Source organism: Blautia sp. HCP28S3_G10, assembly GCF_052065235.1.
Taxonomy (GTDB): Bacteria; Bacillota; Clostridia; order Lachnospirales; family Lachnospiraceae; genus Blautia_A.
The window spans coordinates 45,438-72,415 of sequence record NZ_JBQHUL010000006.1; the positions used below are offsets into that span (position 1 = coordinate 45,438).

Consider the following 26,978-nt stretch of genomic DNA (forward strand, 5'->3'; position numbering starts at 1 on the left):
TTTTTGACTCATTGTCTCAGAAAATATATTCTAAGGCCGTCAGCCATACCTTTTACCATCTTTTTCTGATATGAGGTTTTCTGCATCCGCCGGTCTTCTGACGGATTTGACATATATCCCATTTCAATCAGTGTAGTCGGAACTTTGCTCCAGTTATTTCCGCTCATAGAATCAGTTTCCCAGATATATTCTCTGCGGCAGCCTGTTGCCTTTACATAGGAATTCAGAACAGCCTTTGAAAGTGCATAACTTTTTTTGTACATTTTTGCAGAAACTGCCGGATTTTTCCTCGTGACACAGATTGTCATGGCGCCTGTTGCTGAAGATGAATCAGCGCCATTTGCATGGATTCTGAGATATGCATCCGCTTTTGCACGGTTTGCAGTTTTGGCCCTCTGGACACAGCTCTTTGGCGTTTTGTTATCTTTACGGGTCAGTATCACTTGGCAGCCCTGTTTTTTTAATTCAGTACGCAGTTTCTTAGCTATTGTGAGTGTTAATCTGTATTCCGGAACTCTGGTTGCAACACCTTCTGTTCCTGAATTATCGCTTGCTTTTCGTTCTGAAGCTCCCGGCCATAAAGGTTCGTAACCGGAAGCTACCACTCCGGAATGTCCCGGATCCAGCACCACAACCGGAGTCCAGATGCCGCTGCTGTTAATCTTCCGTCCCTGAACTGTTATGTTTGTTTTCATTTTACCCGTCTTTTTGTCAAAATACCTGTAATGATTTTTCACGAACTGCCAGCCTGTTTTCATGTTTCCTCTGGAATCCAGATAATAGTACGATTCACCTATTCTTCGGAAACCTTTAAGTTTCCTGCCGTTAAGATAATATTTTTTCTTTCCTTTGATAGTTTTCCAGCCTGTATAACCTGACTGAACCTGTGTTGTTATCTCTGACCCTGAATCTGCTCTGACTCTTCTCTCTGTCTCCCCTGTAAAACCGATCAGCATGATCAGACATAACATAATGCAGCTCCATTTTCGAATATTTTTCATAGCCTTGCTCCTTCCCCTTCTGACATCGACAGACTGCCAGTTACTTATTTAAAATTTATATTTATCCACTATAATAAAAATATACTCAATATATTTTTTCAGTGTATTTCTGCTGATATGAGATTGCACGTACTTTAGCAGGATTTTCCAAATCTGTCAAGCGAATTTGTGTGCTACGTGTGTGCTACGCTTCAAAATCCACCACTTTTTCAGAAAATTTTCAGAATTCCAGACATAAGAAAAACCCCGGAAAATCAAGACTTTCCGAGGTTTTAATAGTTTTCTGTATTCGATTGAAATTATCGTTTGGAGAACTGTGGTGCTCTACGAGCTGCTTTGAGACCGTATTTCTTACGTTCTTTCATACGTGGATCACGTGTAAGGAATCCAGCTGCTTTAAGAACCGGTCTGTATTCTGCATCTGCTTCAAGAAGTGCTCTTGAAACGCCATGTCTGATTGCACCGGCCTGTCCTGTATATCCGCCACCTTTAACGTTAACAAGTACGTCAAATTTGCCTTCTGTCTCTGTAGCAACGAGTGGCTGACGAACGATAACTTTCAGAGTCTCTAATCCGAAGTATTCGTCGATATCTCTTTTATTGATTGTGATTTTGCCTGTACCAGGTGTAAGGTAAACTCTTGCGATTGATTTTTTTCTTCTTCCTGTTCCGTAGAATTTTGCGCTAGCCAATGTTCCTACCTCCTATTAAAATGTTAAGGTTTCCGGTTTCTGAGCTTCATGTTTGTGCTCTGGTCCGGCATAAACGAAAAGTTTCTTGTACATGGTTCTTCCCAGAGGTCCTTTTGGAAGCATACCTTTAACTGCCAGCTCAACAACCTTTTCCGGTTTTTTAGCCATCATTTCTTTTAATGTGGTTTCTTTCATTCCACCAACATAGTCTGAATGATGATAGTAAACTTTCTGATCCATTTTCTTACCAGTTACTTTGACCTTGTCAGCATTAATAATGATTACATAATCACCTGTGTCTACGTGTGGTGTGAACTGAGGTTTGTTTTTTCCTCTTAATACGCTAGCAACACCAGATGCCAGACGGCCCAGTGTACAGCCTTCAGCGTCAACTACATACCATTTTCTTTCGATTTTATCTGGATTAGCCATATAAGTCTGCATGGTTTTACCTCCTGTTATTTATCAACGATAGTTTGTTTAATCACGACTCTGCGTGATATCATATATAATTCCTGGTGATCAGTGCAAATATATACTGCGGAAATGTCCGAAACCGCTGATAAAACACCTTTGCCGGGGCTTTGGCTCAGGAGTCATCGCACTACGTCACATTGAGTAATTCTACTATAGGGCATTCCGTATGTCAACAGTTTTTTCCAGATTTTTTACGGTTTTTTTACTTTTTTGAACTGTTTACAATATAAATACCAATGCATACAAGAATCAGTGATATTACACTGAAAATTCCTGATGCCTGATCTGCCTCTCCCAGAAGGATTGCTGACAGAAATACACCAAATACAGGATTCATAAATCCAAACACTGCAACCCTTGACACCGGATTATATTTCAGAAGAATTCCCCAGAGAGAATATGCAACTGCTGATACCAGTGCAAGATATACAAGAAGCGCCGCACCAGAAGGTGATACCCTGCTGATCCTGCCGCCCATGGCCCCGCCTGCTGCCATCAGAACAAGTCCACCCACAATAAACTGATAGCCACTTAACATTACCGGGTTGAATTCTTTCGAGAATTTTTTTACATAAACAGAAGAAAAAGCATATGCAACTGTCGAAAGAAAGATCGCTCCTTCTCCAGCCAGACTGAACTGAAGATTCATTCCGTTCAGATTGATAAGTACCACTCCTGCAAATCCCAGTACACAGCCGATGATCTTCCTGGAAGTGATCTTTTCCTGATGAAACAGAAAACTTGCCACAAGGATCGCAACAAACACATTTACCGCCTCTATAATAGAAGCTTTTACTCCACTGGTATGTGCCAGTCCCATATAAAAAAAGAAATACTGAATAATCGTCTGAAGCATACTCAACCACAGTATCTTGCCTGTTGCCTTTTTTTCAGGCAGAAGGATTCTTCCTTCCATAAAACTTCCTATTATAACAGCCAGAACTCCTGCAAGTGCAAATCTGCAGCCTGCAAAAAGAATCTGCGTGGCAGTATCGGCTGAATTTATCTCAAATAATCTGTATCCTATTTTTATGCAGGGAAATGCGCTTCCCCAGAGAAGACAACACAGCAATGCGCCAAGCCATACAACCATTGTCTTCTGCATAAATTCTTCTTTTATATTAATACCTTTCATTTTTTCCTCCAGTAACAATATTCTCATAAACCACAAACGATTCTGCTGCCGTGGCTCAATGCTTTTATTATGCCACACAACGTCTTATTATTCAATCAATTACCCACCTGAATGTAAATGGATATTTTTTGCCCACTCTGACATAAATGAGTATTTTTTTCCCATTCTCTTCCGTTTGTCAGTTGAATCTGTGTCAAAATGGTAATACTATAACTGCACACAACAACATTTACAGCATTCTATCAAACATGAAAGGTGGTTTTAATATGTCTAAAAAAGGATTAAAACTCGGTGTGGCACTGGCTGCCGGTGCCGGAGCTGCTGCCCTCCTGAAAAAAACTTCCCAGGAAAAACATACCACATCAGATTCAGCCGTAAAATCCGGTGTATCGCATTCAGACTATCGAAATACAGAACTCGGAAAACATGAAAAAAACAGCAAAGGTATCTACTATACCAACGGTAACTATGAAGCTTTTGCCCGCCCGGAAAAACCGGAAGACGTTGATGACAAACATGCCTATCTCGTTGGCAGCGGTCTCGCTTCACTGGCTGCCGCCTGCTTCCTGGTACGTGACGGACAGATGAAGGGCTCTCATATTCACATTCTTGAGGCTATGGATATTGCCGGCGGTGCCTGTGATGGCATCTTTGATCCGACACGTGGCTATATCATGAGAGGCGGACGTGAAATGGAAAATCATTTTGAATGCCTCTGGGATCTATTCCGCAGCATTCCTTCACTTGAAACACCAGGTGCTTCTGTTCTGGACGAATTCTACTGGCTGAACAAACACGATCCCAACTACTCTCTGTGTCGTGCAACTATCAACCGCGGAAAAGACGCTCACACAGACGGCAAATTCAATCTCAGCCAGAAAGGCTGCATGGAAATCATGAAACTTTTCATGACAAAAGATGAAGATCTCTACGACAAAACCATTGAAGATGTATTTGATGAGGAAGTATTTGATTCCACATTCTGGATGTACTGGAGAACCATGTTTGCATTTGAAAACTGGCACAGTGCTCTTGAAATGAAACTTTATTTCCAGCGCTTTATCCACCACATTGCAGGTCTTCCGGATTTCAGCGCCCTGAAATTTACAAGATATAATCAGTACGAATCTCTGATTCTTCCAATGCAGAAATATCTGGAGGACGCAGGTGTTGATTTCCAGTTCAACACAGAAGTCACCAACGTTCACTTTGAATTCAGAGATAACAAAAAAATTGCTTCTTCTATAGAATGTCGTGTAAAAGGAGAAGAAAGAACAATTCTTCTTACCGAAAATGATCTCGTCTTTGTTACAAACGGAAGCTGTACAGAAGGAACCATTTACGGTGATCAGGATCATGCTCCGAATAGCAATGCAGAAGTCCGTACAAGCGGCTGCTGGTCTCTCTGGAAAAATATCGCAGCACAGGATCCTGCCTTCGGTCATCCTGAAAAATTCTGCTCAGATATCAGCAAAACCAACTGGGAATCTGCGACTGTCACTACATTGGATAATAAAATCATTCCTTATATTACTGATATCTGCAAACGTGATCCCAAAACAGGCAAAGTCGTTACAGGCGGCATCGTAAGCTGTCAGGATTCCAGCTGGCTCTTAAGCTGGACTATCAACCGTCAGGGACAGTTCAAAGAACAGGATCCGGATAAAGTCTGTGTTTGGGTCTATGGGCTGTTTACAGATGTTCCGGGCGATTATATCAAAAAGCCGATGAAAGAATGTACAGGTAAAGAAATTACTGAAGAATGGCTCTATCATCTCGGTGTTCCGACTGATCAGATTGAAGATCTCGCCGCAAACAGTGCCGTATGTGTACCGACCATGATGCCATACATCACTGCATTCTTCATGCCACGTACGAAGGGCGACCGCCCGGATGTTATCCCGGACGGCTGTGTAAACTTCGCTTTTCTTGGTCAGTTTGCAGATACACCACGCGATACGGTTTTCACAACCGAATACTCTGTAAGAACTGCCATGGAAGCAGTTTACGGGCTTCTTGGTGTAGACCGTGGTGTTCCGGAAGTATGGGGCAGTGTTTACGATATCCGCGAACTTTTAAGCAGCAGCGTAAAACTTATGGATGGTAAATCTCCACTGGAAATCCAGCTCCCGGGACCGCTTAACCTGATCAAGAAACCTCTGCTCCATTTCGTAAAAGGAACTGCGATTGAAAAAGTCCTCAGAGACTATGATGTACTGAAAGATAATATGTAATAAAAGTCCGGAGTGAACTGTACAATCTGTGATTCACTCCGGGCTTTTTAGAACTTTTCTTATTCTATTGTATTTTACGTTGATTCCCTGATCACAAGTTCAGTATCCAGTAAAAGGGACTTCATTTCTCCCTGTGGGTTTTCGATCAGCTCAAGAAGCATTTCACACGCAGAATAACCCATCTGAAATTTCGGCTGATTTACAGTTGTAATAGAAGGAGTTGTCATCGATGAAAGCTCAATATTGTCAAATCCGACCACGAGAATATCCTTCGGAACATGAAGATGAAATCTCTTCGCTGCACGAATCACTGCCGCTGCAAAAACATCTGATATGGCAAAAAAAGCATTAGGTCTTGTATCAGAATTTAAAAGCCTGCATACAGCAGCATAGGCCATTTCATAGCTTACTTCAGGAAGCTGGACAATCCACTGCTTCGGTATGCGTATCTCTGCTTTTTCAAGCGCATGTAGAAATCCCTCCTGACGTCTTCTGGCGTATTTAAAATTTCCGGGCCCGTTGATCAGAGCAATCCTGCTTCCCCCATTGGAAAGCAGATATTCTGTTGCAGTTTCCGCCGCCCTTTCATCGTCAATACTCACATACGGATAGTCAGCATTTTCGTTATATTCGCAGCACTGCACAAGGGGCGCAACAGCTCTTATCTGATTCAGGGATTCTTCCGAAACCCGGTTCAGAAGGATTACCCCAGCTGCTTCCACACGTCTCAGAAGATTGCAGAAATCGACCATGGTTCCTTTATTCAGATGTGATTCATGAATCAGCAGATGGCAGCCATGCGCCTTTGCAGACACTCTGGCTCCTCTGATAATCTCCTGATAAAATACATTTTCAATGCCTGGTATGTTCAGAACAATCAGTGGCTGCGTTTCTTTTGAAACTGTAACTGTATTTTCGATCTGATATCCCAGCGACCGCATGGCTTCTTCTACCCTGCGTATCGTCGGTTCCTTGACCAGATTTCTGTGATTCAGCACTCTTGATACTGTTGCCGGTGACACATCTGCTTTTTCGGCAATTAATGAAACTGTTATCTTCTTCATAGGTTTTCTCTTTTTCAGGTTTTTATTAATATTATAAAGTATTTTCTTCCTGTTTAACAGAGATAATTATTCACCTTTATGAAATTTTTGTTTTATCTGCGGTCCGATAATCTGCACCATGATAACTACCAGGAGAATAATTCCTTTGATCGCGTTATTGATAAGTGAATCCATTTTAAGGGACACAATAATTTTATCAATGATTGTATAGGACATTGCACCAAACAGAATTCCAAGGCATTTTCCTTTTCCGCCTGACATGCTGATACCGCCCAGAACCGCTGCGGCGATCGCATACATTTCATAACTGTTACCTGTAGTTGCCGGGTCAGCAGATGCATTCATGGCGATCCACAGAAAAGCACCGATTCCGACAAGTGCACCCGCGATAACAAAAACTGAGATTTTTACAACAGCAGTATTGATACCTGCCATCTGGGCTCCTTTCATATTACTGCCCACTGCATATACTTTTTTGCCATATTTTGTGCTTGTTGTGATATACACAAAAATAAGCGTCATGATAATAAGGATCAGACCAACGATCGGAATAGTGGAAACTTTTCCGTTTCCAAAATTATAAAGTGTCTGATAGGAGGACTGACTGTTTGCCATCTTATACACAGAACTTCCTCCGCCAATGAGCTGCTTGTCCACATGCTGGCAGAAATACTGTGCAAAAGAACGATAGATAAGCATGGTTGCCAGTGTAACGATAAATGCAGGCATCTGGATCCAGCCGACCATTACTCCGTTGAGCAGTCCGCAGAATGCGCCAAACAGTACTGCAAACAAGAAAGTCAGAAGAATACTGTTTGTCATGTTAAAAATGATAACGGAAAATCCACCGTCCAGTGCAAGCATGGAACCTACCGACAGGTCAATCTCGCCTGTAATACAGATCAGTCCCATTCCAAGGCCAATAATTCCAATGACAGCTGAATGACGGAATACATTCATCATTCCACTCCATGTAAGACCGTTTGTTGTCAGCGCATATACGATAAAGATTGCAACAAAAACAACTATATAACTGTTTTCACCAAGGAAACCTGTAATACGTCCAGGAATCGTTGTACTTTTTTTATTCATTCTCTGTTCCCTCCTCTGCCTGTGCCGCATTTGTTGAATACATCATAACTGTCATTTCATCGATTTCCTGATGTTTCAGAATCTTTATGATCTCCCCGTTATAAAATACCGCACAGTAATCTGCTACTTTCTGAATCTCCGGTATCTCCAGTGTGTTGATCAGGATTGTTTTGCCCTGTTTCGCAAGTTCCAGGATCAGTTTGTAAATTTCTGCTTTTGCACCTACATCAATACCCTGGGTGGGATTGTCCAGAAGCAGAATTTCCGCATCTGTATTCAGCCATCTTGCAAGAAAAACTTTCTGCTGGTTTCCACCACTTAAGGAGGTGATCAGGTCATTACATGAATTTGCTTTGATATTCAGCATTTTTTTATACTTTTCATACCGCTCTTCTTCTTTTTTTCGCGATATGGAAGGTTTCCATGCAGAAAGCGTATGTTCAGAAAGATACATATTTTCAAGAATGTTCATATCAGGAATAACAGAGTTTTCTTTTCTGTTGGAAGCGAGCATCGCGATCTTGTCTTTCATTGCAGTATGTATGCTGTGATCGTGCATAACATTTCCCATCACACGCATCTCACCGCCATAGGCTCTCGTCACACCGAACATACACTGCATCAGTTCGCTGCTTCCTGCTCCCTGAAGTCCGGTCAGCCCTACAATACTTCCCTTCTTCACATTGAGATTGATATTATGGAATCCCTCACCGCTGAAATCTTTCAGTTCAAGAATCGTATCTCCCGGTTTTCTTTCTTCATAAACGTCCTGATCGGAATATTTCTCGCCGACCATCATTCTGGTCACGTTCTCAGGAGTCGTATTTTCAATCCTGCCGGTTCCTATAAATTCTCCGTTACGGAATACCGTATACCTGTCTGATAACCGGAAAATCTCCGGCATTTTATGAGAAATGAAGATAAAAGATGTTCCTTTTTTCTTCAGATTATTAACGATTTCAAAAAGATGAGCAACTTCCTCATTATTCAGAGATGTTGTCGGCTCATCCAGAATCAGAAGTTTTGCCTTGAAAAACAAAGCTTTTGAGATTTCAAGCAGCTGTTTCTGACTGGTTTTTAATTTTGAAACCTGCTGTGTTGCATCAATATCCACACCTAGTTCATGAAACAGTTTTTCAGCTTCCCGAATCATTTTTTTCTTATCCAGTCTGCCGAATTTCGTTGTATATTCTTTCTGAAGGAAAATATTTTCATACACCTTCAGATCATTAAAAAGATTCAGTTCCTGATGTACAAATGCAATTCCAAGACTTTCAGACTGTTTTATCGTGATATTTTTCAGCTTTTTACCTTCAAATTCTATTTCACCTTTGTCGCACGGAAGCACACCTGTCAACACATTCATAAGTGTTGATTTACCTGCTCCGTTTTCACCGAGAAGAGCATGCACTTCCCCTTTTTCTACTGTAAGCTGTACATTTTTCAGTACCGGAACTCCACTGAAGGACTTACAGATGTTTTTCATCTGCAATAAACTCATAATTTCGCCTCCCCGCCCGAGTTACCGGGCTTTCTGTTATGTCACCTGAAAAGCAACTTCACTTCTATCAGAGAGAAGGGAACTATAAAAGTCCCCTTCTGCACTGGTTTTATTTTACATTTTTGTTTTTAGAAAGAAGGATAATCTTTTACATTGTCCTTGTTAACGATCTCACATGCGATAACGTGATCCTGTTCAACATCTTTTCCATCCAGATAATCAACCATATCCTGGATTGCTGTCTGGATCATTGCCGGGCTGTATGTTACAGATACAATACCACCAAACTGATCTGCAATATCTGTGAAAGATTCACCACGAAGTACTGCATAAAGTTCATCAAGACCGCCACAACCTGTCAGATAAGGTGTATTTCCAAGGAATTTTTCTTTTGTTGCATCATCGATTCCACCGCCCTGAAGAGCTTCAAGGATACCCATTGCAAGTTCATCATCTTCTGCATAGAACCATTTGATATCTGCATTGGAAGCATCGCCGAGAAGAGATTCAAAAGAAGTCTTTGTATCGGAACGGCTCCAGTTCATGGCACCTGAATATGTGATAGATTTCAGATCATCTTCAGACCATTTTGCATCGTCTGCGATTGTTTTTCCGTCATATTCCAGTTCTCCGGTAAGGTACTTTGTGAATCCTTCATCACGGAGAGTTGTTACAGAAGAAGTATCTCCTTCGTATACATAAACTGCATCACCAGGTTTCATACCCTGCTCTGTATAGTAAGCTGCACATGCTGCTCCGATACCTTCATTGTCACCTTTTACATTGGATACTGCGCTGTCAGCAACACCATCGATAATACGGTCAAATGCAACGTATGGGATCTCAGCATCAACCAACTGCTGGATAGCAGACTGTACAGTATCATCGATAGGCTGGATAACAACTGCGATATTGTCTTCGCCTGCTGCGATGATATCTTCGATATTTACGATCTGTTCTGCTGCATCTGCAGATGTGATCAGTTCAGCACTGTATGTTCCATCACCGTTTACTTCTTCGATTTTTTCTTTTGCAAATGTTGCAACAGAACCTGTCCAGCCATGATCTTCCGGTGCTGTCAGTACATAAATATGTGTTGCATCTCCGTCACCGTCTGCAAATACAGGTGTAACCATACTTCCTACTGTCATAGCTGCGATCAGTGTGCACACTAAAGCTTTTCTCATAATTCATTTCCTCCTTTTGGAATTTGATTGATTTTTAATAAGCGGCTTTCTTATCCGCATTATTTTCTTTCTATGTGATATCTCAGATCACAAACTGTCTCATGTATCTGAGTGAAAGTTTCAGGCTGTCAAGAACCTTTTCTTTTGAGCCCTCAAAATTCTTGTCCTCAATCTCAATACATGTATAGCCATCATAATCAATATCTGTCAGAGCAGATACGTATTTGCCCCAGTCCACATCTCCAAGTCCTGGAAGCTTCGGTTTCATATACTGAAGTGGATATGCCATTGTTCCATATTCTTTCAGTTTTTCTTTTAACAGTTTGATATCCTTATAATGTACATGGAAAATCTTGTCCTTAAATTCGTAAATCGGCTGGATATAATCGATCATCTGCCATACGAAATGAGAAGGATCATAATTGATTCCAATATAATCGCTGTCAAGGATGTCGAAAACCTTTCTCCAGATCACCGGAGTTGTCATCAGGTTCTGTCCGCCCGGCCACTGATCTCCGTCAAAAAGCATCGGGCAGTTCTCTATTGCAATACGTACACCTTTTTCTTCAGCGTATTTTACAATTGGAATCCAGATTTCTTTTACAAGTTCAAGGTTTTCTTCAACTGTTTTTGTCTGATCTCTTCCAATAAAAGAAGTAACAAGGTTGATTCCCAGTTTGTGGCTTGCATCAATCACTTTGTAAAGATGTTCAATGTTTGCGGCTCTTTTTTCCAGATTTCCATCCATTGTATTCGGATAAAACGCAAGTGCTGAAATCTCAACATTTTTTTCTTTGCAGTAAGAAAGTATCTCTTCTGCTTTCTGATCGTCCAGGTCATTTACATCAATGTGGCTGACTCCTGCATATCTGCGCTCTGCTTTTGCTTTCGGCCAGCAGGCTACTTCCACACATTCATAACCGATTTCTGATATGGTATCGATCATTTCCTTAAAGTTACAATCTTCCAGGATTGCACTGACTAAACCAATCTTCACTCCAATTCCTCCTCATCTACACGAACGGTTCTTCCCAGTTCACTTGATTTCAGGCTTCCAAAGATGGCTTTCATTGCACTTAAGACACTCTTTCCCGGAACAGCAGGTTCTGTTCCGTTTTTTACTGCCTCTACAAATCCATCAATGATCCCTGATTTTGTCTGGTTATCATTTGTCTGAATCTGGTCAATGTCGTAGAAGACTTTTCCTCCATCTCTGCGAATCAGTTCCAGGCAGTATTTCGGATCATCATATATTTTCAGTATACCTTCTGTACCATATATGATCGTGGAATTATCTTCTTCTCCATAATATGTCCAGCTTGCTGTCATGGTTCCGATCACACCACTTTTCATCTTGTAGATGCAGATCGCATTATCATCAACTCCGATCAGATCACCGTTACTGTCTCTCTTATCCAGTGTTGTAACTGTTGCTGTTGTTGCTTCTACCGTATCTTCCAGGAGATACTGGATCAGGTCAGTTTTATGTACTCCAAGGTCTGCCATTGCACCCATTGCAGCTCTCTTCTTATCAAAGAACCAGTTCTGAGGACCGGCATCCACACTCCATGTCTCTGGACCGCCATGTCCGAATGTTGTTTTGAATGTGAGGACTTTACCTATGTCGCCTCGTTCTATCAGTTTGCGTGCTTCCATATGAGCCTTCGCAAATCTCTGGTTCTGACCTATCATCAGAATTTTTCCCATTTTTTCTGCTGTATCCACCATAAGCTGACAGTCCTTAAGAGAAGTTGCCATCGGTTTTTCACAGAGCACATGTTTTCCTGCTTTTAATGCTGCAACTGTAATTTCCGCATGAACATGGTTGGCTGCACATACACTGACTGCATCTATTTCCGAATCTGCCAGCATAGTTTCAATACTTTCATAAGCCTTACAGTGATATTTCTCTGCAAGTTCTTCTGCACGCTGCAGATTCAGATCATAAAGGCCAGCCAGTTCTGCATCCGTATTATCCAGATATTCCGGAATATGACGAACCTGGGCAATTTTTCCACAGCCGATGATTCCGATTTTTATCATTTTTCTCCTCCTTTATGATTCATTTTTCTTTCATTTTTATTTCACTTTTGTTTCATTTTTCAAATAAAATATAGCATTTTTCATTTTTAGGGTCAATCTTTTTGTGGCATCCGTATATTTTTTCTATGTATTGTATGATTCTTTTATTTATTTTTAATGTTTTTGTCTATATTTTTCTTCTCTTTTCTGAAATGTTTTCATTTCTTTCATTTTATAAAGAGAACCTTCCAGTTGCCAAAGCAAAATCCCGGATAATGTACTCCACACTATCCGGGATTATTTTTATTTGTTAAAATCTTTCAGGATTTTTCACTTATTATTCATTCTCTGCTCCAAAAACTCTCAGAACTTCCAGACTCAGAAGATAATAAAAACACTGATCCGAATCATTCAGAATCCGGAGTAATTTCCTATAACGCAAAAAAGACACGCATTCCTGCATGTCTCAGTTAAAACCTACCTTATATTTTCAGGATATTCCACGCCTTCCGGAAGTGGCTGCCATTCATTAAGCCCAAGACTCTGTTTGAATTTTGCCTGTTCCAGACTGAGTTTCGGAAGATCATCTTTCAGGTAATCCATAAGTTCCTGGATTCCCTCTCTCGTCACATTGTTCACTTCAAAAATCCGCTCACATCCCATATTTTCCATCCACTGTCTCACCATAGGAATATTGGCATAAGGTGAATCAACCTTTGTGATAATACCGATCAGCGGCCGGAGAAGGAAGTTTCTGCTTCCATCACTGAACAGATTAAATGGCTCATTCGCTGCCTGTACAATCGCAATCACATCTGCTTCAAAAGAAAAACAGGCAAGTCCTACACTGAAATGTTTGGATTCAGCATATTCTCCTGGTGAATCAATTGTATCTTCATTTGAATTTGTATACTGTGTCTTATGATAATGAAGTTCCTCGCCTTTCAGCGCCTGTGTCAGAGATGTCTTCCCTGCCTCACTTCTTCCCATCAGAAAAACTTTTTTCATTGTATCTCCCGGTCCTTAACTCCTGTGAATCTCACATACGCTGAATTTCAGTTCATCACGGAAAAATCTTACAACTTCTTCCACCGCTGTCATCACTTCAGAAAGTCCGCCTGTAATAATCAGTGTTCCACAGAATCTGTCCATAAAACCAACCTGCACATGTGCAGCCTTCACCGCAATGTCAGTCGCAACCACTACAGCCTCCCACGGTGTAAAACGTATCAGCCCTATGGATTCTCCTCTGTGGTCTTCCCCTTCATGGACACCGATATGCAACGCCAGATTCTGATAAACAGATGAATCCGAAGGACTCATGACATGAGCCAGATCAATAGACTTTCCCGGAACTCTCACACGTGTCAGCCGGAGTTTTTTTCCTTTCAGATTTTCATAATCATCATGAAACAGCTTTTCAAGAAATTCTTCTCTCGTTATTCGTTCCATGCCGCACTTCCTATCTCTTGGTTATATCGCAGACTACATATCCCAGTGAATCTCTGAAATAATTTACAATCTCTGTCATTGCGGACATAACATCTGAAATCTCTCCTGTAATGATCAGTGTTCCTGTAAAGCGGTCTGCAAATCCAAGATATACATTACCGCTCTTTACTGCAATGTCAGATGCAATAACTGCTGATTCCGGCGGTGTCATATTCATGATTCCAATTGCCGATGATCCGTAATCCACCTGCGGATTAAGCCCCAGTTTCTGATAGATGATCGGAGCCGGACCGCCCATCACATGTGCAAAAGTGATTTCTTTACCAGCTACGGTTTCCTGTACAATTCTTATCTGTTCTCCATGATCATTAGCCATTAACCGTTCCCCGCTTTCAATAATATGGCTGCCGCACGCACGCTACAGCCTTCTATGTCTTACTGTAAATTTTACTCTTTTTCCCAATCAATGTCAAGGTGATTTTATTCAAATTCGTCAACAAACAACTATTTTTATTGTTCAAACCCACATAAAACAACATGTGTGAAATAATACAAAAAATCATTTGTTGCTTCAGGTTCAAGGAGAAGGTCTACCGCAGCTTCTTCCACTCCCATTCTTCCCATTCTGTCACGTCATTCAGACGTTTTGTTCCCGGTGTAACCATCTGTCCTTCCATTCCTGGCTGAAAATCCCAGGAAACGCCAAAACAATCAATCTGTCTGCACCCATATCCATGAGCTCCCTCCTGAGATGCAGTATATACGCAAGTGTTCTGATCAAGATATTGAGACGGCACCCAGTATGGTTCCTCATGATGATATGCCATTAAAATGTTTTCTCTTGCAGTGATCATATTTCGTATCCCCTTTTATTTTTGACCCGAAAGCACAAAAAACTGCTGCCCCGGCATCTGCCGAAACAACAGTTTTCTATAAATCATATTTATAGATCAATACATATCTGACTGATCGCTGTCAAAATAATTAATCTTCATGGAAGCCTTAACTTCATTCAGTGTTTCTGCAGCTTTTGCTTCTGCAACACGACTTCCCTCTTTCAGGATATCAAGCACATCCGGGATACGCTGTTCCCAGTGTTTCCTTCTCTCGCGGATCGGTCCAAGTTCAGCCTGCATAACTTTGTTGAGGAATTTCTTGACTTTTACATCGCCAAGACCGCCTCTTCTGTAGTGGTCTTCCAGCTCTTCCAGATTCTGGTATTCCGGAAGGAATTCCGGGAAATATTCCGGTTTGCAGAATGCTTCCAGATAAATAAATACAGGATTTCCTTCCACACGGCCCGGATCTTCCACACGAAGATGATTCGGATCAGTGAACATGGACATGATTTTTTTCTTAACATCTGCTTCTTCGTCAGAAAGATAAATGCAGTTGCCAAGAGATTTACTCATTTTTGCCTTTCCGTCGATACCTGGCAGACGCAGGCATGCCTTATTTGACGGAAGAACGATCTTAGGATCAGTAAGAGTCTCTCCGTATACAGTATTGAACTTATGAACGATCTCTTTGCACTGTTCGATCATCGGCATCTGGTCTTCACCAACCGGTACATGAGTAGCCTTAAATGCAGTGATGTCAGCAGCCTGACTGATCGGATAGCAGAAAAATCCGACAGGAATGCTTGCCTCAAAGTTTCTCATCTGGATTTCTGCCTTAACAGTAGGGTTACGCTGTACACGTGCTACTGTAACAAGATTCATATAATAGAAAGTAAGTTCTGTAAGCTCCGGTACCATGGACTGGATAAAAATAGTGGACTTCTCCGGGTCAATACCGCATGCCAGATAATCAAGTGCTACCTGAATGATGTTCTGGCGGACTTTTTCCGGATGTTCTGCATTATCTGTCAGAGCCTGTGCATCTGCGATCATAATATAGATTTCATCATAATCGCCGGAGTTCTGAAGTTTCACTCTCTCCATCAGAGAGCCTACATAATGCCCTACATGAAGACGCCCTGTCGGACGATCTCCTGTTAAAATAATCTGTTTCATTTTATTCTCCTCATCAGCGCACAGCTGTCAGGATTCCTGCTGTGCCTTTTCTTCTATTAGATTTTCCTGAATTTCCCCTGAGTCAGCTGATGTACTTTCAAGATTTTCGAGGACTTCCTCGCAGCCTTCCTCTGCTGTTCTCTCATCATATGGAATAAAATCCATGTGATGTCCTACGTATTTATATGCCGGACGTATGATTTTGCTTGCATTGAGGATTTCTTCCAGACGATGAGCACTCCAGCCCGGAATACGTGCAATTGCAAAAATTGGTGTAAACAGCTCTTTGGGGATTCCAAGCATAGTATAAACGAAACCACTGTAAAAGTCTACGTTTGCGCATACATTTTTAAAAAGTTTTCGCTGCTCCATTACCAGACGTCCTGCAAGTCTCTCGACCATTTCATAAAGAGCAAATTCTTTCATCATTCCCTTTTCTTCAGCAAGCTGACGGGCAAATCTCTTAAGGATCACCTCACGCGGGTCAGACAGTGTATAAACTGCATGTCCCATACCATAGATCAGACCTGTACGGTCAAAAGCTTCTCTGTTCAGAATTTTACGGAGATAGTTTTCCACTTCTTTTTCATCTGACCAGTTTTTGACATTTGCCTCAATATCTTCAAACATATCCTGAACCTTCAGATTTGCACCACCATGACGCGGACCTTTAAGAGATCCGATAGATGCAGCTACAGAAGAATATGTATCTGTGCCGGATGAAGTAACCACATGAGTAGTGAATGTGGAGTTGTTACCACCGCCATGCTCAGCATGAAGGATAAGTGCAATGTCCAGTACCTTGGCTTCCAGTTCTGTATAGTTTCCAGCCGGGCGGAGCATCAAAAGAATATTTTCCGCAAGAGAAAGTCCTTTCTGAGGATTGCGGATAAACAATGTCTCATCTTTACGGAAATGACAATAAGAATGATAGGAATACACAGCGATCAGTGGAAGCTTCGCTATCATTTCAATGCACTGGCGAAGAACATTCTCTGCAGAGATATCTTCTGGTTTTGAGTCATAAGTATATAACGTCAGAATACATCTCTGCATTGCATTCATAATATCCTTGTTTGATGCCTTCATAACAACGTCACGTACAAAGCGTCCGGAAAGTGTTTCAAAATTTGCCATCACTTCCGTAAACATTTCCATGTCAGTTTTAGACGGCAGTCTTCCGAAAAGAAGCAGATAAATTGTCTCTTCAAATCCGAATTTTCTTCCTTCAAGGCCTTCAACAAGTTCATTCACATTAATTCCCTGATAATAAAGACGTCCATGCGCCGGTATATTACGTCCGTTTATCAGATTATATCCTGTTACATCTGAAATTTCAGTCAGACCTGTAAGAACGCCTTTTCCGGCGGAATCACGCAGTCCTCTTTTTACATCATATTCAACATATAAGTTCGGGTCGATCCGATGATTATTTATAAGTTCTTCCTGGAGGAGCACCATGCTTTCTTTCAGGTTTCCCATTTCCTCCAGGTTCATCATTTCATGATCAGCCATTATTCTTTCCTCCGTTCTGTTTTTCATATTGTAATACTGTACAAAATTAAATTGTAATCTATTTTACACGAATAAATAATAAAAAACAACATTTTCATTCAATATTTTAGGTAAACAGTGGAATTTTTTGTTCCTCTCTGCTACAATATGTTACAGTTATTTAACTTTTCAGGAGGTTTGCTATGAGTTTTGATAAATTAAAACAAAACTTGATTGATATTATAAAGGAAGAGCAGGCAAAACTTGGTTTCTTCAAAGAAGATATCCGACTTTACTATCCTCTCTCATCCCTGAATCATTTTTTTGATTCAGAGGATAATGCCGCTGAAATGCAGGCACGTCTGGAGAGACTTCCTACATCCATCACAGACAAACTCGGACAGATTGAAGTTTCCCACAGAGGTGACCGTTTCTGCTTTCATATTCCACAGGAAGGAACCGTTTATGTTCATGAAAACACAGCTCCCAATGAATTTATCCACAGACTTGTAGAGCTGGTTTCCAGACATGACTGTACCATGAATGAAATCCTGAATCTGTTCCATACTTATTCAGAGAATATTATCTCTGAAGAAATGAATAACGGTGAATTTGACCGCCTGATCCGCTTTACCGACAGGCCGGAAGATCCTTATTATTACTGTTTTAAGGACGAAGGCTGTCACATTATCTATCATCGTTTTCTTCCAGAGGATTACAACGATTTTGATTTTTAAAAAGGAGGCATTATATGTGTACTGCAGCAACTTATAAGACTGAAGATTTTTATTTCGGCAGAACTCTCGATTATGAATTTTCCTATGGCGATCAGATTGTTATTACCCCACGTAATTATCAGTTTAAATTCCGCCATGCAGACTATCCTGAAAACCACTATGCAATGATCGGCATGGCACATGTGGCAGGCGACTATCCTCTTTATTATGACGGCATTAACGAAAAAGGACTTGGCATGGCAGGTCTTAATTTTGTCGGAAATGCAGCCTATGCGAACGTAAAATCAGGCTGTGATAATATTGCACAGTTTGAATTTATTCCATGGATCCTGGGTCAGTGCGCTTCTGTAAAAGAAGTACGCGCCTATCTTACTCACATGAATCTTGTCAACACCCCTTTCAGTGAGCAGCTTCCTCTTGCCCAGCTCCACTGGCTCATATCAGACGCTGATTCATGTATTACTGTAGAATCCACATCTGACGGACTCCATATTTATGACAATCCAGTTGGAGTTCTGACCAACAACCCGCCTTTTCCACAGCAAATGTTTCAGCTGAACAATTATATGCACCTTTCACCAAAACAGCCTGTAAATACTTTTTCTGAGGCACTTGACCTTAATGCATACAGTCGTGGAATGGGAGCCCTCGGACTTCCTGGCGATCTCTCTTCTGCTTCACGCTTTGTACGGGTTGCTTTTACTAAGCTGCATTCTTTATCCGGCAATTCTGAGTCAGAAAGTGTAAGTCAGTTTTTCCACATCCTTGGCTCTGTGGATCAGCAGCGTGGATGCTGTGAAGTAGCCGAAGGCAAATATGAAATCACACTCTATACTTCATGCTGCAATGCCACCAAAGGTATCTACTATTACAACACCTACGAAAATCACCAGATCAGTGCCGTAGATATGAACCGTGAAGATCTGACCGATGATACTCTTATCTGTTACCCGGTAATTCAGGGGGAACAGATTAATTTCCAGAATTAAATATCTAAAGCGAGGTAACTATATGAATTTAGGAAATATCATGCAATTAAAAAACTCCTGGGCAACTTTTACCCAGAATCATCCCAAATTTCCCAAATTTCTTCAGGCAGCAGGTACTGCTGTCAAAGAAGACACACTGATTGAGATCAGACTCACAACTGCCGAAGGCAAAGTAATTGAAACAAATCTTAAGGTAAAGGCATCCGATATTGAACTTATCAGGAATCTGTATTAAATCAAAGGCCGCCACAGAATGCGTTGGTCAGCATTCTGTGGCGGCCTTTTTATCTTTCAGTTATCTGATACGTATTGTTCGTTTGATCGTAGGTCCATATCCGCCTGTATCGTCTTTTGAATAACAAGGTGTCATGATCAGTTTAAATGTCTTACCGATTCTGTTACCGTATACTGTCTCATAAACTGTAAATTTATTTCCTTTGCCCTTGATCTTCGCTCCTGACATATTGATATATTTCAATCCCGGGAGTTTCTTGTTCAAACGTACGGTAACTGAGAACTTCGTGTAAGTGTATTTACGCCATCTCCATGAGCTTCCCCATTTTTCCCATCTGTAATTGTGTTTCAGATAAGCTTTTCCTACGCTGATAGACTGGATCGGGAGTTTTGTTTTTCTCGGTGTCTTGATCTTTACGTATGCAGGATCTCCTTCTATCCACTGACCGCTCGCATTCTTTGCCAGCTGTACGAATTTAAACTGATATTTTTTGTTTGGTTTCAGTTTCTTGATTGTAAACTTACCGCCATCTTTACGTGTTGTTTTAAGTTTCCATTTTTTTCCGGATTTCATATAAACCTTTACCGGATTTTTTGCACTCCAGCCTGATTTTGATTGTACTCCGTATTGATTACAGTTCCAGAGAACCTTATTGTAATAAACACTGTAACCATCCGTTTCCGGCTTTTTCGGTTTTATGAAAATATTAAGCGCTTTGGATACTACTCCATTGCTGGCCTTAACACTTACCAGATCGTAATCACTCTTATAATAACCTGAACGATCACCACAGACAGTTATAGTAAATGTAGCTGAATTACGGCCTCTGATGTCCCCACTGGTAAGACATGAGGAACTGATGCTGTCAAGTTTATCATCACTGTTGGCTGGAATTGTTGTAGCTGTAAATGTTACTGTTTTCGCCTGTTTTACAATACTGCTGTCAAAATTCAGATTAGACGGTGAACTGGTAAGAGAGACTCCCCTGGCAGGAATATAATCTCTTCCGCTCAGGTTCATCTTATAGGTGGTGAAATCTTCTACCGGTGAAAAAAAATAAGCAAGTTTAATAATATAAGTTCCCGGATCAAGCAGAATTGTATGGCTCTTCTTTGCTCCATGAATATCCTTGATCAGACTCAGTCTGAACTTCGGATCATTATTCTTCGTCAGAAATAATGCAATTTGTTTACTATTGCTCTCACTCTGAAGATCAATCTTCAAAAAACGACGGTTAGGTGTATAGACTGAAAAATATCTTGAATATAATTCCGGCTGTTTAGAAGCATTTCCAAGTACACCCTCTACTGGTCCTGCAAGCGGAATCGGCTGTGGCCGTTCGAAACTCTTACCACCATTATCACTTAACGGTACTGTTGCTGCTGCATTGATTTCCCAGCTGGTTCCTCCATCATAGTACGATTTGAATTCAAGCAACATTTCTGCTGATTCATTAGGTCCAAATATAACATAGGAAGTTTTGGTGTCGCTGAGCCCGGTCGAAGCATTACTGCTGGCAAATGCAGCAAGTTTGCTTCCTGACTCTACAATGACATTTGTACGTTTCGTGGTTATGCTGATATTCAGTTTCTGATTCTTATTGCAGTTATTTTTTATTACAAGTTTTATTTTATAATCGCCTGAAAGATCATATGGCGAAACGCTGTAATGGTCCTCGCCTCCTTCAACAATGTTTATCGGATGTGTTATCTCCGCCTTTACCCCTGTGCTGCATGCCAAAAGCATAATCAGCAGTGTTGCAGCAACTACTGCAATTCTTCCTGTTTTCTTTAATATCCTCTTCATGCAAATCCCTCCTTTACTATGATCAGAACACATAATTCTACGTACTCTGATTTTATAATAAAGGAGGGATTTCAACATCACCCAAAAGTATTATTATCACCTGTTATCTGCTTTTTCCATGCTCACAACGATTCCGCGGACACGCGCTTCTATCGCAAGTTCTGTTCTGTTATCAAACCCTGTCTTGTCGAGCATGTGCTGGATATGCACTTTTACTGTATTTTCTGAAATACAGAGTGCCTTTGCAATCGCAGAATTAGACATTCCACGGGTCATCTCACGAAGGACTTCAAGCTCCCTGTCTGTAAATTCCAGATTATCTGACATCCCGAGACAGATTCTTGGCGGACTGTCAGGATAAACAGATTCCCCTGCAATCGTCCGATCCATAACCTCAAGAATCGTTTCTTTTGAAGATTCCTTGAACCAGAAACTGTCTATCCCTATTTCTCTTGCTCTTTTTAACCATGAATTCTCAGCCATGGAGGTCATGGCAATGATCTTAATTGCAGGACGCTGTCTTTTTAATTCTTTCGATGCATCGAGCCCATTGGATTCATCATTCATCAGAATGTCCATAAGGACCAGGTCTACTGCCTCATTCTTAATCGTTTCTGACAGGTGAGCCGCAGTATCCAGGGAACGCACAATTTCATAACGTTCACTGTTTTTCAGATATAATCCGAAAAGCTCTCTTGCAACAAACTGATCTTCAACCACTACTACTCTTTTTTTCAAATTCCTTCTCCCCACGGAAATTCCAGCCTTAACATAAATGATCCGTTTCCGGATACCTTCATTTCTCCTCCTGCAGTCTCAGCCAGGCTTCGGAGATTTTTGAGACCGCCTTTTTCTCTGATTTTTCCGGATGGCTGAATACCATTATTGGTAATTTCCGCATATATCTTATTATTGTTATTTATAATTCTGAAAAACACCTCAGTACCTCCGGCATGTTTTACCGTGTTGCTGATGCACTCTTTTAATGCACGCAGAAAAATCCCCCTGACTATAATATCTTCCGGAAGTTCTCCCTCACAGATAACCTTTATATCCAGATCCTTCGCTTCCCTTACGATCCGCTCCAGATTTATCTCGGGATTGCTGAATGTGCCGCTTTTTATTCCGACTACAATATATCTGCACCAGAAAAGCAGGTCTTTTCGACTACGCTTCCGGACTGGCCTGGCAAGATAAATCTGAAAAACCAGCAATGCCCTTCCGATCTCATCGTGGACTCTTATCCTGGTCTCGAGTATCTCTTTTTCTCTTGTGATTTTTTCTATTTCCCGGCATAACTCCTGGAGACGCAGATTCATTTTTTGAAGCCGTTCATTTTCGGCTCTTAGTTTATGATTCAGCTCATACTGTCTCGTCACCTCAAAGGCTACGATTTCCCTGATGCGTTTTTTTCCCCCCGTAAGTACTGTCTGCCTGAAATCCCATACCGTTCCATCTTCAAGCTGTACTGTGATTACAGGTTCTGTTCTGATATATTTTACGCCTGCCGAACCTTCCCGTGCCTGCAGTCTGTGCCACATATCTTTTGCATTTACAATTCCACTATCCAGGATCTCTCCACACAGTCGGTTCATCTGAACATTTACGAGAACCGGTGTACCGCCTTCAGTCGAAAAGCATATTCCATCCGGCAGATTATCAAGACTCTCTTTCACTGCCTCAGCTGTGAGTACTCTGTCTTTAAACTTTTTACTTTTTATAAGAAGATTTACCTCCCAAAAAGTCATTGCCGCAACCATTAATATGACAATAAACCATGGAAGATTTCCTGTCAAGCCCGCCAGCCAGGACCTGCTTTCGCCCTGAAGCATATCCTCTTCAAGATCTGCCATACCCTGGAGCAGAATTGCAGAACATACCATTGGCGGAAACGAATAGATACATAGTATGCTTCTTTCTCCATTAACTATGTTTTTGATAAATATATAGGCTGAGGCGATCACAAAGAGCAATTCATATATTCCTGTTATTATCCGGATCAGTACCGGCAACTCACTAAACAATGTCATTTTTATCCTCAGCCGGCACTCTCACCGGCAATGTCAGTGTTATAAATGTCGCATCCTGTTCATTTTCTATCTGAAGAATTCCGGCGAATTCTTCTATTCTGTCATGCATAAAATCCACAGGAATAACCAGATCTTTAACCTGCGCTTCAATTCGTAAACAAATGTCTTCTGAACACTCAAGATTAATAAGCCAAGCACTGCAGTTGCCAATAATACGCTCTGCAACATTCTCAAAAAATGTATATAGAAAAAGGATCCTGCTGCCCGAGAGTTCCATATTACTGTCAATGCTTCCAATTGACCGCACACCGTATAGTCTGATATAATGCAGAGATTCTTCAATTGCGATCTGCAGTTCTCCTGTCGATATTTTCTCTTTCTGGTGCATCAAAAGAATCAGATTTGAGCATCTTTTAATATAGACAACCAGTACGGCGCCGTATTTCATTTTTTCTTCAAAAGCCTCCTCTTCATCCGGAAGTGTATCGAGGATATTCTCCAGATGTTTCAGCTGTGGTGCGATCTGACTGTATATGCTGTCGTAAATTCTGTTCTGCAGCTGGATCTGCGTCTTATTTTCGGCAATTTTCTTTTCTTCCTGAAGCAGTGCATTGTCTTCTTCAAGAATTTTTCCAAGTTCAGCAAGTTTATTGTTTACCTCATTGATCTCAGTCAGATCTTTGAGCCAGTAAACATAACCGCCCCCAATCGCATGACTTCGAAGCGCCAGATTACCGTTTTGAAGCATAACAGGTGCCGCTTGTGCTTCTCTGATCATATCGTTTGAAACTGAAATGCTGCTCTCTGATTCAAAATGAAATCTACCCTCATTATCAATAATTCCGCCATGAAGTCCGAATATTTTCCACATATTCCCATAACCGTCATTTGTAGGAAAAAGTCCGGCCTGGATGAGTGCTTCCATAAATGCCGGAAATATAAAACCGATTACTTCTGTAGTTTTAAATAACCTGTGAAAAACACCATCACGGTTCACTAAAAATAAAACCACATAGATCATTCCGATTGCCAGTGGTATAATCGGCATCCAGATATTACTTCTGTTTTCCGTTGTAGCACATCTGCGCAGTGCGATCACAATTATGATCACAAAGAGGAGAATCAGCCAGGCAATCGACACAAAGTACAGCGGACCATGCACGTAATTTTCCTCCCACATTTCTATTCCCTGTGGGAAAGAAAAAGCCAGCTGATGGATATCATTTGTGAGAATACCTCCTGTGATTACTGATGCTGGTATGTACAGAAGTTTCCATCTTCGATTCATCTGTGTACCACAGGCAAGTCCTGTATGAAGTACCGCAAACAGCATCGACATAACAATAAATGTCTGTGGAAAATAATAAAGATACCATATATATCTGCTGAAACAACTGCCTGAGGGTAAAAAAACGTATTTTATTGTTTTTATAATAATAAGAAATAAAAGCAGTACAGCTGTCAATTCAAGATATTTTCTTTCTTCCTGTCGGATAACTCTTCGTCTGATCTGCACAAGCCAGATCAGAGCTGCCAGGATGAACAGAAAAAATATCAGAATATTACTGGAAACCAGACGATATGAATCTCTGGTCAGACGGATCACACCAGTCATCAGAACCAGTAATACACAGATTATATTCAGAATTTTTGTTTTGCGGCTACTGTACATAAATCCTCCATCCTGTCATAGATGAACCTGTTTTTTGCTGCTGTTTGCCACCCGAAATGCCCTCGGAGTCATATGATAGTGTTCCTTAAAGACCCTGTGAAAATAACTGTTATTCTCATATCCTACTGCCGCGATCACATCATTGATTGGGAGATCTGTCTCACACATCAGCTCCACCGCCTTATTCAGGCGTTTCCTCTGAAGAAGCTCCTTGAAATTAAATCCTGTACTTTTTTTTATCATTTTACTTAATGTATGCATAGGCAGGTGGAGCTGTTCACATAATTCTGTCAGTGTGGCTGTTTTATACTGCTGTTCAATATATTCCAGAGTTGTCATGGAAATCATGTTTTCGTACTGATTCGGAACTCTCATCTCCACATACTGCACAGAATCCAGCAGATAAAGAAAAATAAGTCCCATCGTCGTCTGATTTATCTTATTCTGATCTCCTTTTCCAGTCACCAGTGAATAGATCATATTCTCAAGGAGATTCTGGATCTGAAGTACCTCTGCAACCCTGAAATGCAGATATTCTCCACGTTCTTCATCCTGACGCAGAACATTTACCAGAAAATCTGCCAGAACATTATTATTTCCTGCCATCGTATACGCCACATCAAAAAATTCCGGAAGGATCATAAAATTAATCGCAATGTCATCCTTTCCTGCCGGAAGGATCTCATGGCGTGTAAACTGATTCAGAAAAAGGAGTTCCCCTTTCTGAATGACAACTTCTTTTCCACCGATAATGTTGACAAGTTTCCCCTGACAAACATAAAGCACCTCTATAAAGTTATGTCTGTGTGCAGGAAAATGAATAAACCGGGTATGCGTGCGGACTGTGATCAGTTTTCCCTCATTAAACATCTTGGCACTGTCCACGATAAAGTCACACCCTGAAGTATACAGATCTCTGTCCACCTCTGCAACTCCATCCAGTATTTTCCGCTCTTCCTCTGTTATTATTTTCAGTTGATCAAGTAACGCACGCTGCATAAATTCTCTCTTTCTCCAAAAAAGGCGGAAGTCATAGACTCCCGCCCTCTTTTAAGGAATTATCTTATTAATAATGCCCGCTTCTGATTAGTACAGTTTTGCGTAATCAGCAACGTTGTCTGGTGTGAACTGAAGTGGCTCGCCAAGAACGATTTCTGTTCCTTCATCATCAGCTTCTGTGATTGTGAATTCACCCATATCACCAGCTGTAAATGTTTCGTCAAGTGCTCCAGTGATGTCACCTTTTACAAGTGCCATTGTTGCATATGCGGAAAGATTTCCAAGGCCTTCCATATCCCACAGATAGAAGTATGGGCAGGAATGAGCATCATCATCACCTGTATATTCCTGCATTTCAGAAGGAAGTCCAAGACCTGTCAGTTTGCAGGAAGATTCGTTATCCTGAAGGTATTTAGCTGCTGCTGCAATACCAACTGTTGTAGGTGCGCAGATAACTTTCAGATCCGGATAGTTCTGAAGAAGAGCTGCTGTCTGGTCTGTAGATTTCTGAGGTTCATCATCACCATAAGCTACTTCTACAAGTTCCAGTTTGCTGTATTTCTCATCGCCTTCCATGATGGATTTCATAGCATCGATCCAAGCGTTCTGGTTTGCAGACTGAGATGTTGCAGAAAGGATAGCGAACTGTCCTTCTCCACCGGAGATATCAAGAACTGCGTCCATAAGAGCCTGTCCAACAGCCTGTGTACCAGCCTGGTTTACGAATACCTGACGGCTGTCTTTGTTCGGAGCGGAGTCGAAAGAAGAAACTTTGATTCCAGCATCCATAGCTTCTTCCAGTTTAGCCTGAAGCGCATTAACATCGTTTGCGGAGATGCAGATTGCATCCGGCTGCTGGGAGATCAGGTTATCAAGAACTTTAATCTGAGCGTCAGCTGTTGCTGCTTCCGGATATACAACATCTACTGTTGCACCTTCAGCTTCTGCTGTTTCTTTGAATGCTTTTGCTGCGATTTCGAAGAATGCGTTACCTGCTGATTTACCAACCAGTGCGATTTTCTGTCCGTCGCCTGCTTTGTCATCTGCCATTACAGGTGCTGCACAGCCAAGTACCATTGCTCCACAAAGAAGTGCGCTGATAATTTTTTTGTTCATTTTGTTTTCCTCCCTTGGAAATATAGTT

Annotated in this window: 26 protein-coding genes; 4 read left to right on the plus strand and 22 right to left on the minus strand. The window is 41.2% G+C overall.

Annotation, left to right across the window (positions count from 1 at the left end):
• Nucleotides 1-8: 8 nt before the first annotated feature.
• The 4 genes from ACTNB8_RS04445 to ACTNB8_RS04460 form a co-directional block, all read right to left on the minus strand.
• On the minus strand, nucleotides 9-1,001 hold the full coding sequence (locus ACTNB8_RS04445) for an N-acetylmuramoyl-L-alanine amidase (RefSeq protein WP_441052640.1): 993 nt from the start codon (nucleotides 999-1,001) through the stop codon (nucleotides 9-11).
• A gap of 299 nt (nucleotides 1,002-1,300) precedes the next feature.
• Nucleotides 1,301-1,693 (minus strand): 30S ribosomal protein S9, encoded by a 393-nt coding sequence (rpsI, locus tag ACTNB8_RS04450; protein WP_441052642.1) that lies wholly within the window; start codon nucleotides 1,691-1,693, stop codon nucleotides 1,301-1,303.
• A gap of 15 nt (nucleotides 1,694-1,708) precedes the next feature.
• Nucleotides 1,709-2,137, minus strand: a complete 429-nt coding sequence (rplM, locus tag ACTNB8_RS04455) for a 50S ribosomal protein L13 (protein WP_441052643.1) — start codon at nucleotides 2,135-2,137, stop codon at nucleotides 1,709-1,711.
• A 235-nt stretch (nucleotides 2,138-2,372) separates the two neighbouring features.
• A complete protein-coding gene (locus ACTNB8_RS04460; protein WP_441052645.1) occupies nucleotides 2,373-3,305 on the minus strand; it encodes a DMT family transporter in 933 nt (310 codons plus the stop codon).
• Between the two features lie 266 nt (nucleotides 3,306-3,571).
• Here ACTNB8_RS04460 and ACTNB8_RS04465 point away from each other — a divergent pair, with 266 nt between their 5' ends.
• The gene (locus tag ACTNB8_RS04465; protein ID WP_441052646.1) at nucleotides 3,572-5,539 is read left to right on the plus strand and encodes an oleate hydratase; all 1,968 of its coding nucleotides are present in this window, start codon (nucleotides 3,572-3,574) and stop codon (nucleotides 5,537-5,539) included.
• Nucleotides 5,540-5,613: 74 nt separating this feature from the next.
• On the opposite strand, the gene ACTNB8_RS04470 is transcribed toward ACTNB8_RS04465, so the two are convergent.
• From ACTNB8_RS04470 to ACTNB8_RS04525, 12 genes are all read right to left on the minus strand, one after another.
• The gene (locus tag ACTNB8_RS04470; protein WP_441052648.1) at nucleotides 5,614-6,603 is read right to left on the minus strand and encodes a LacI family DNA-binding transcriptional regulator; all 990 of its coding nucleotides are present in this window, start codon (nucleotides 6,601-6,603) and stop codon (nucleotides 5,614-5,616) included.
• Between the two features lie 66 nt (nucleotides 6,604-6,669).
• Nucleotides 6,670-7,695 carry an ABC transporter permease gene (locus ACTNB8_RS04475; protein WP_441052650.1) on the minus strand — a complete coding sequence of 342 codons (1,026 nt, stop codon included), beginning with the start codon at nucleotides 7,693-7,695 and terminating at the stop codon, nucleotides 6,670-6,672.
• Nucleotides 7,688-9,196: a sugar ABC transporter ATP-binding protein gene (locus ACTNB8_RS04480; protein ID WP_441052652.1), complete on the minus strand. Its 1,509-nt coding sequence runs from the start codon at nucleotides 9,194-9,196 to the stop codon at nucleotides 7,688-7,690. Before ACTNB8_RS04480 ends, ACTNB8_RS04475 begins: the two co-directional genes overlap by 8 nt.
• Nucleotides 9,197-9,324: 128 nt before the next feature.
• Nucleotides 9,325-10,383: a substrate-binding domain-containing protein gene (locus ACTNB8_RS04485; protein WP_441052653.1), complete on the minus strand. Its 1,059-nt coding sequence runs from the start codon at nucleotides 10,381-10,383 to the stop codon at nucleotides 9,325-9,327.
• An 82-nt stretch (nucleotides 10,384-10,465) separates the two neighbouring features.
• Nucleotides 10,466-11,380, minus strand: coding sequence for a sugar phosphate isomerase/epimerase family protein (locus tag ACTNB8_RS04490; protein ID WP_441052655.1), 915 nt, complete (start codon nucleotides 11,378-11,380; stop codon nucleotides 10,466-10,468).
• Nucleotides 11,377-12,426, minus strand: a complete 1,050-nt coding sequence (locus ACTNB8_RS04495) for a Gfo/Idh/MocA family protein (protein WP_441052657.1) — start codon at nucleotides 12,424-12,426, stop codon at nucleotides 11,377-11,379. The genes ACTNB8_RS04490 and ACTNB8_RS04495 overlap by 4 nt, the downstream gene beginning before the upstream one ends.
• Before the next feature lie 456 nt (nucleotides 12,427-12,882).
• On the minus strand, nucleotides 12,883-13,413 hold the full coding sequence (locus ACTNB8_RS04500) for a EutP/PduV family microcompartment system protein (protein ID WP_296155195.1): 531 nt from the start codon (nucleotides 13,411-13,413) through the stop codon (nucleotides 12,883-12,885).
• Nucleotides 13,414-13,428: 15 nt separating this feature from the next.
• Nucleotides 13,429-13,857, minus strand: coding sequence for a BMC domain-containing protein (locus ACTNB8_RS04505; protein ID WP_441052660.1), 429 nt, complete (start codon nucleotides 13,855-13,857; stop codon nucleotides 13,429-13,431).
• 10 nt (nucleotides 13,858-13,867) lie between these two features.
• Complete coding sequence (locus ACTNB8_RS04510; protein ID WP_296155192.1) at nucleotides 13,868-14,233, minus strand: BMC domain-containing protein; 366 nt, start codon at nucleotides 14,231-14,233, stop codon at nucleotides 13,868-13,870.
• Nucleotides 14,234-14,447: 214 nt separating this feature from the next.
• Nucleotides 14,448-14,711: a hypothetical protein gene (locus ACTNB8_RS04515; RefSeq protein ID WP_441052662.1), complete on the minus strand. Its 264-nt coding sequence runs from the start codon at nucleotides 14,709-14,711 to the stop codon at nucleotides 14,448-14,450.
• Between the two features lie 96 nt (nucleotides 14,712-14,807).
• The gene (trpS, locus tag ACTNB8_RS04520) at nucleotides 14,808-15,872 is read right to left on the minus strand and encodes a tryptophan--tRNA ligase (protein ID WP_441052664.1); all 1,065 of its coding nucleotides are present in this window, start codon (nucleotides 15,870-15,872) and stop codon (nucleotides 14,808-14,810) included.
• A 27-nt stretch (nucleotides 15,873-15,899) separates the two neighbouring features.
• Nucleotides 15,900-17,387 carry a citrate/2-methylcitrate synthase gene (locus tag ACTNB8_RS04525; protein WP_441052666.1) on the minus strand — a complete coding sequence of 496 codons (1,488 nt, stop codon included), beginning with the start codon at nucleotides 17,385-17,387 and terminating at the stop codon, nucleotides 15,900-15,902.
• A gap of 182 nt (nucleotides 17,388-17,569) precedes the next feature.
• On the opposite strand from ACTNB8_RS04525, the gene ACTNB8_RS04530 reads away from it, so the two are divergent.
• Genes ACTNB8_RS04530 through ACTNB8_RS04540 form a run of 3 tightly spaced genes read left to right on the plus strand, consistent with a single transcriptional unit; the run spans nucleotide 17,570 to nucleotide 19,327 of the window.
• Nucleotides 17,570-18,103 carry a DUF3877 family protein gene (locus ACTNB8_RS04530; protein ID WP_441052667.1) on the plus strand — a complete coding sequence of 178 codons (534 nt, stop codon included), beginning with the start codon at nucleotides 17,570-17,572 and terminating at the stop codon, nucleotides 18,101-18,103.
• Between the two features lie 14 nt (nucleotides 18,104-18,117).
• A complete protein-coding gene (gene bsh / locus ACTNB8_RS04535) occupies nucleotides 18,118-19,092 on the plus strand; it encodes a choloylglycine hydrolase (RefSeq protein WP_441052669.1) in 975 nt (324 codons plus the stop codon).
• A gap of 22 nt (nucleotides 19,093-19,114) precedes the next feature.
• Nucleotides 19,115-19,327, plus strand: coding sequence for a hypothetical protein (locus ACTNB8_RS04540; protein WP_296155177.1), 213 nt, complete (start codon nucleotides 19,115-19,117; stop codon nucleotides 19,325-19,327).
• 60 nt (nucleotides 19,328-19,387) lie between these two features.
• Here ACTNB8_RS04540 and ACTNB8_RS04545 read toward each other — a convergent pair whose 3' ends face one another.
• The 6 genes from ACTNB8_RS04545 to ACTNB8_RS04570 all read right to left on the minus strand — a co-directional run bounded on the left by ACTNB8_RS04545 (nucleotide 19,388) and on the right by ACTNB8_RS04570 (nucleotide 26,950).
• Nucleotides 19,388-21,133: a hypothetical protein gene (locus ACTNB8_RS04545; RefSeq protein WP_441052671.1), complete on the minus strand. Its 1,746-nt coding sequence runs from the start codon at nucleotides 21,131-21,133 to the stop codon at nucleotides 19,388-19,390.
• A 96-nt stretch (nucleotides 21,134-21,229) separates the two neighbouring features.
• On the minus strand, nucleotides 21,230-21,871 hold the full coding sequence (locus ACTNB8_RS04550) for a response regulator (protein ID WP_441052672.1): 642 nt from the start codon (nucleotides 21,869-21,871) through the stop codon (nucleotides 21,230-21,232).
• Nucleotides 21,868-23,163 (minus strand): sensor histidine kinase, encoded by a 1,296-nt coding sequence (locus tag ACTNB8_RS04555; RefSeq protein WP_441052674.1) that lies wholly within the window; start codon nucleotides 23,161-23,163, stop codon nucleotides 21,868-21,870. The genes ACTNB8_RS04550 and ACTNB8_RS04555 overlap by 4 nt, the downstream gene beginning before the upstream one ends.
• Nucleotides 23,150-24,835 carry a hypothetical protein gene (locus tag ACTNB8_RS04560; protein ID WP_441052676.1) on the minus strand — a complete coding sequence of 562 codons (1,686 nt, stop codon included), beginning with the start codon at nucleotides 24,833-24,835 and terminating at the stop codon, nucleotides 23,150-23,152. The genes ACTNB8_RS04555 and ACTNB8_RS04560 overlap by 14 nt, the downstream gene beginning before the upstream one ends.
• A 15-nt stretch (nucleotides 24,836-24,850) precedes the next feature.
• On the minus strand, nucleotides 24,851-25,834 hold the full coding sequence (locus ACTNB8_RS04565) for an AraC family transcriptional regulator (RefSeq protein WP_441052678.1): 984 nt from the start codon (nucleotides 25,832-25,834) through the stop codon (nucleotides 24,851-24,853).
• Nucleotides 25,835-25,921: 87 nt separating this feature from the next.
• Entirely contained in the window at nucleotides 25,922-26,950 is a 1,029-nt protein-coding gene (locus ACTNB8_RS04570; RefSeq protein WP_441052680.1) for a substrate-binding domain-containing protein, read from the minus strand.
• Between the last annotated feature and the right edge of the window lie 28 nt (nucleotides 26,951-26,978).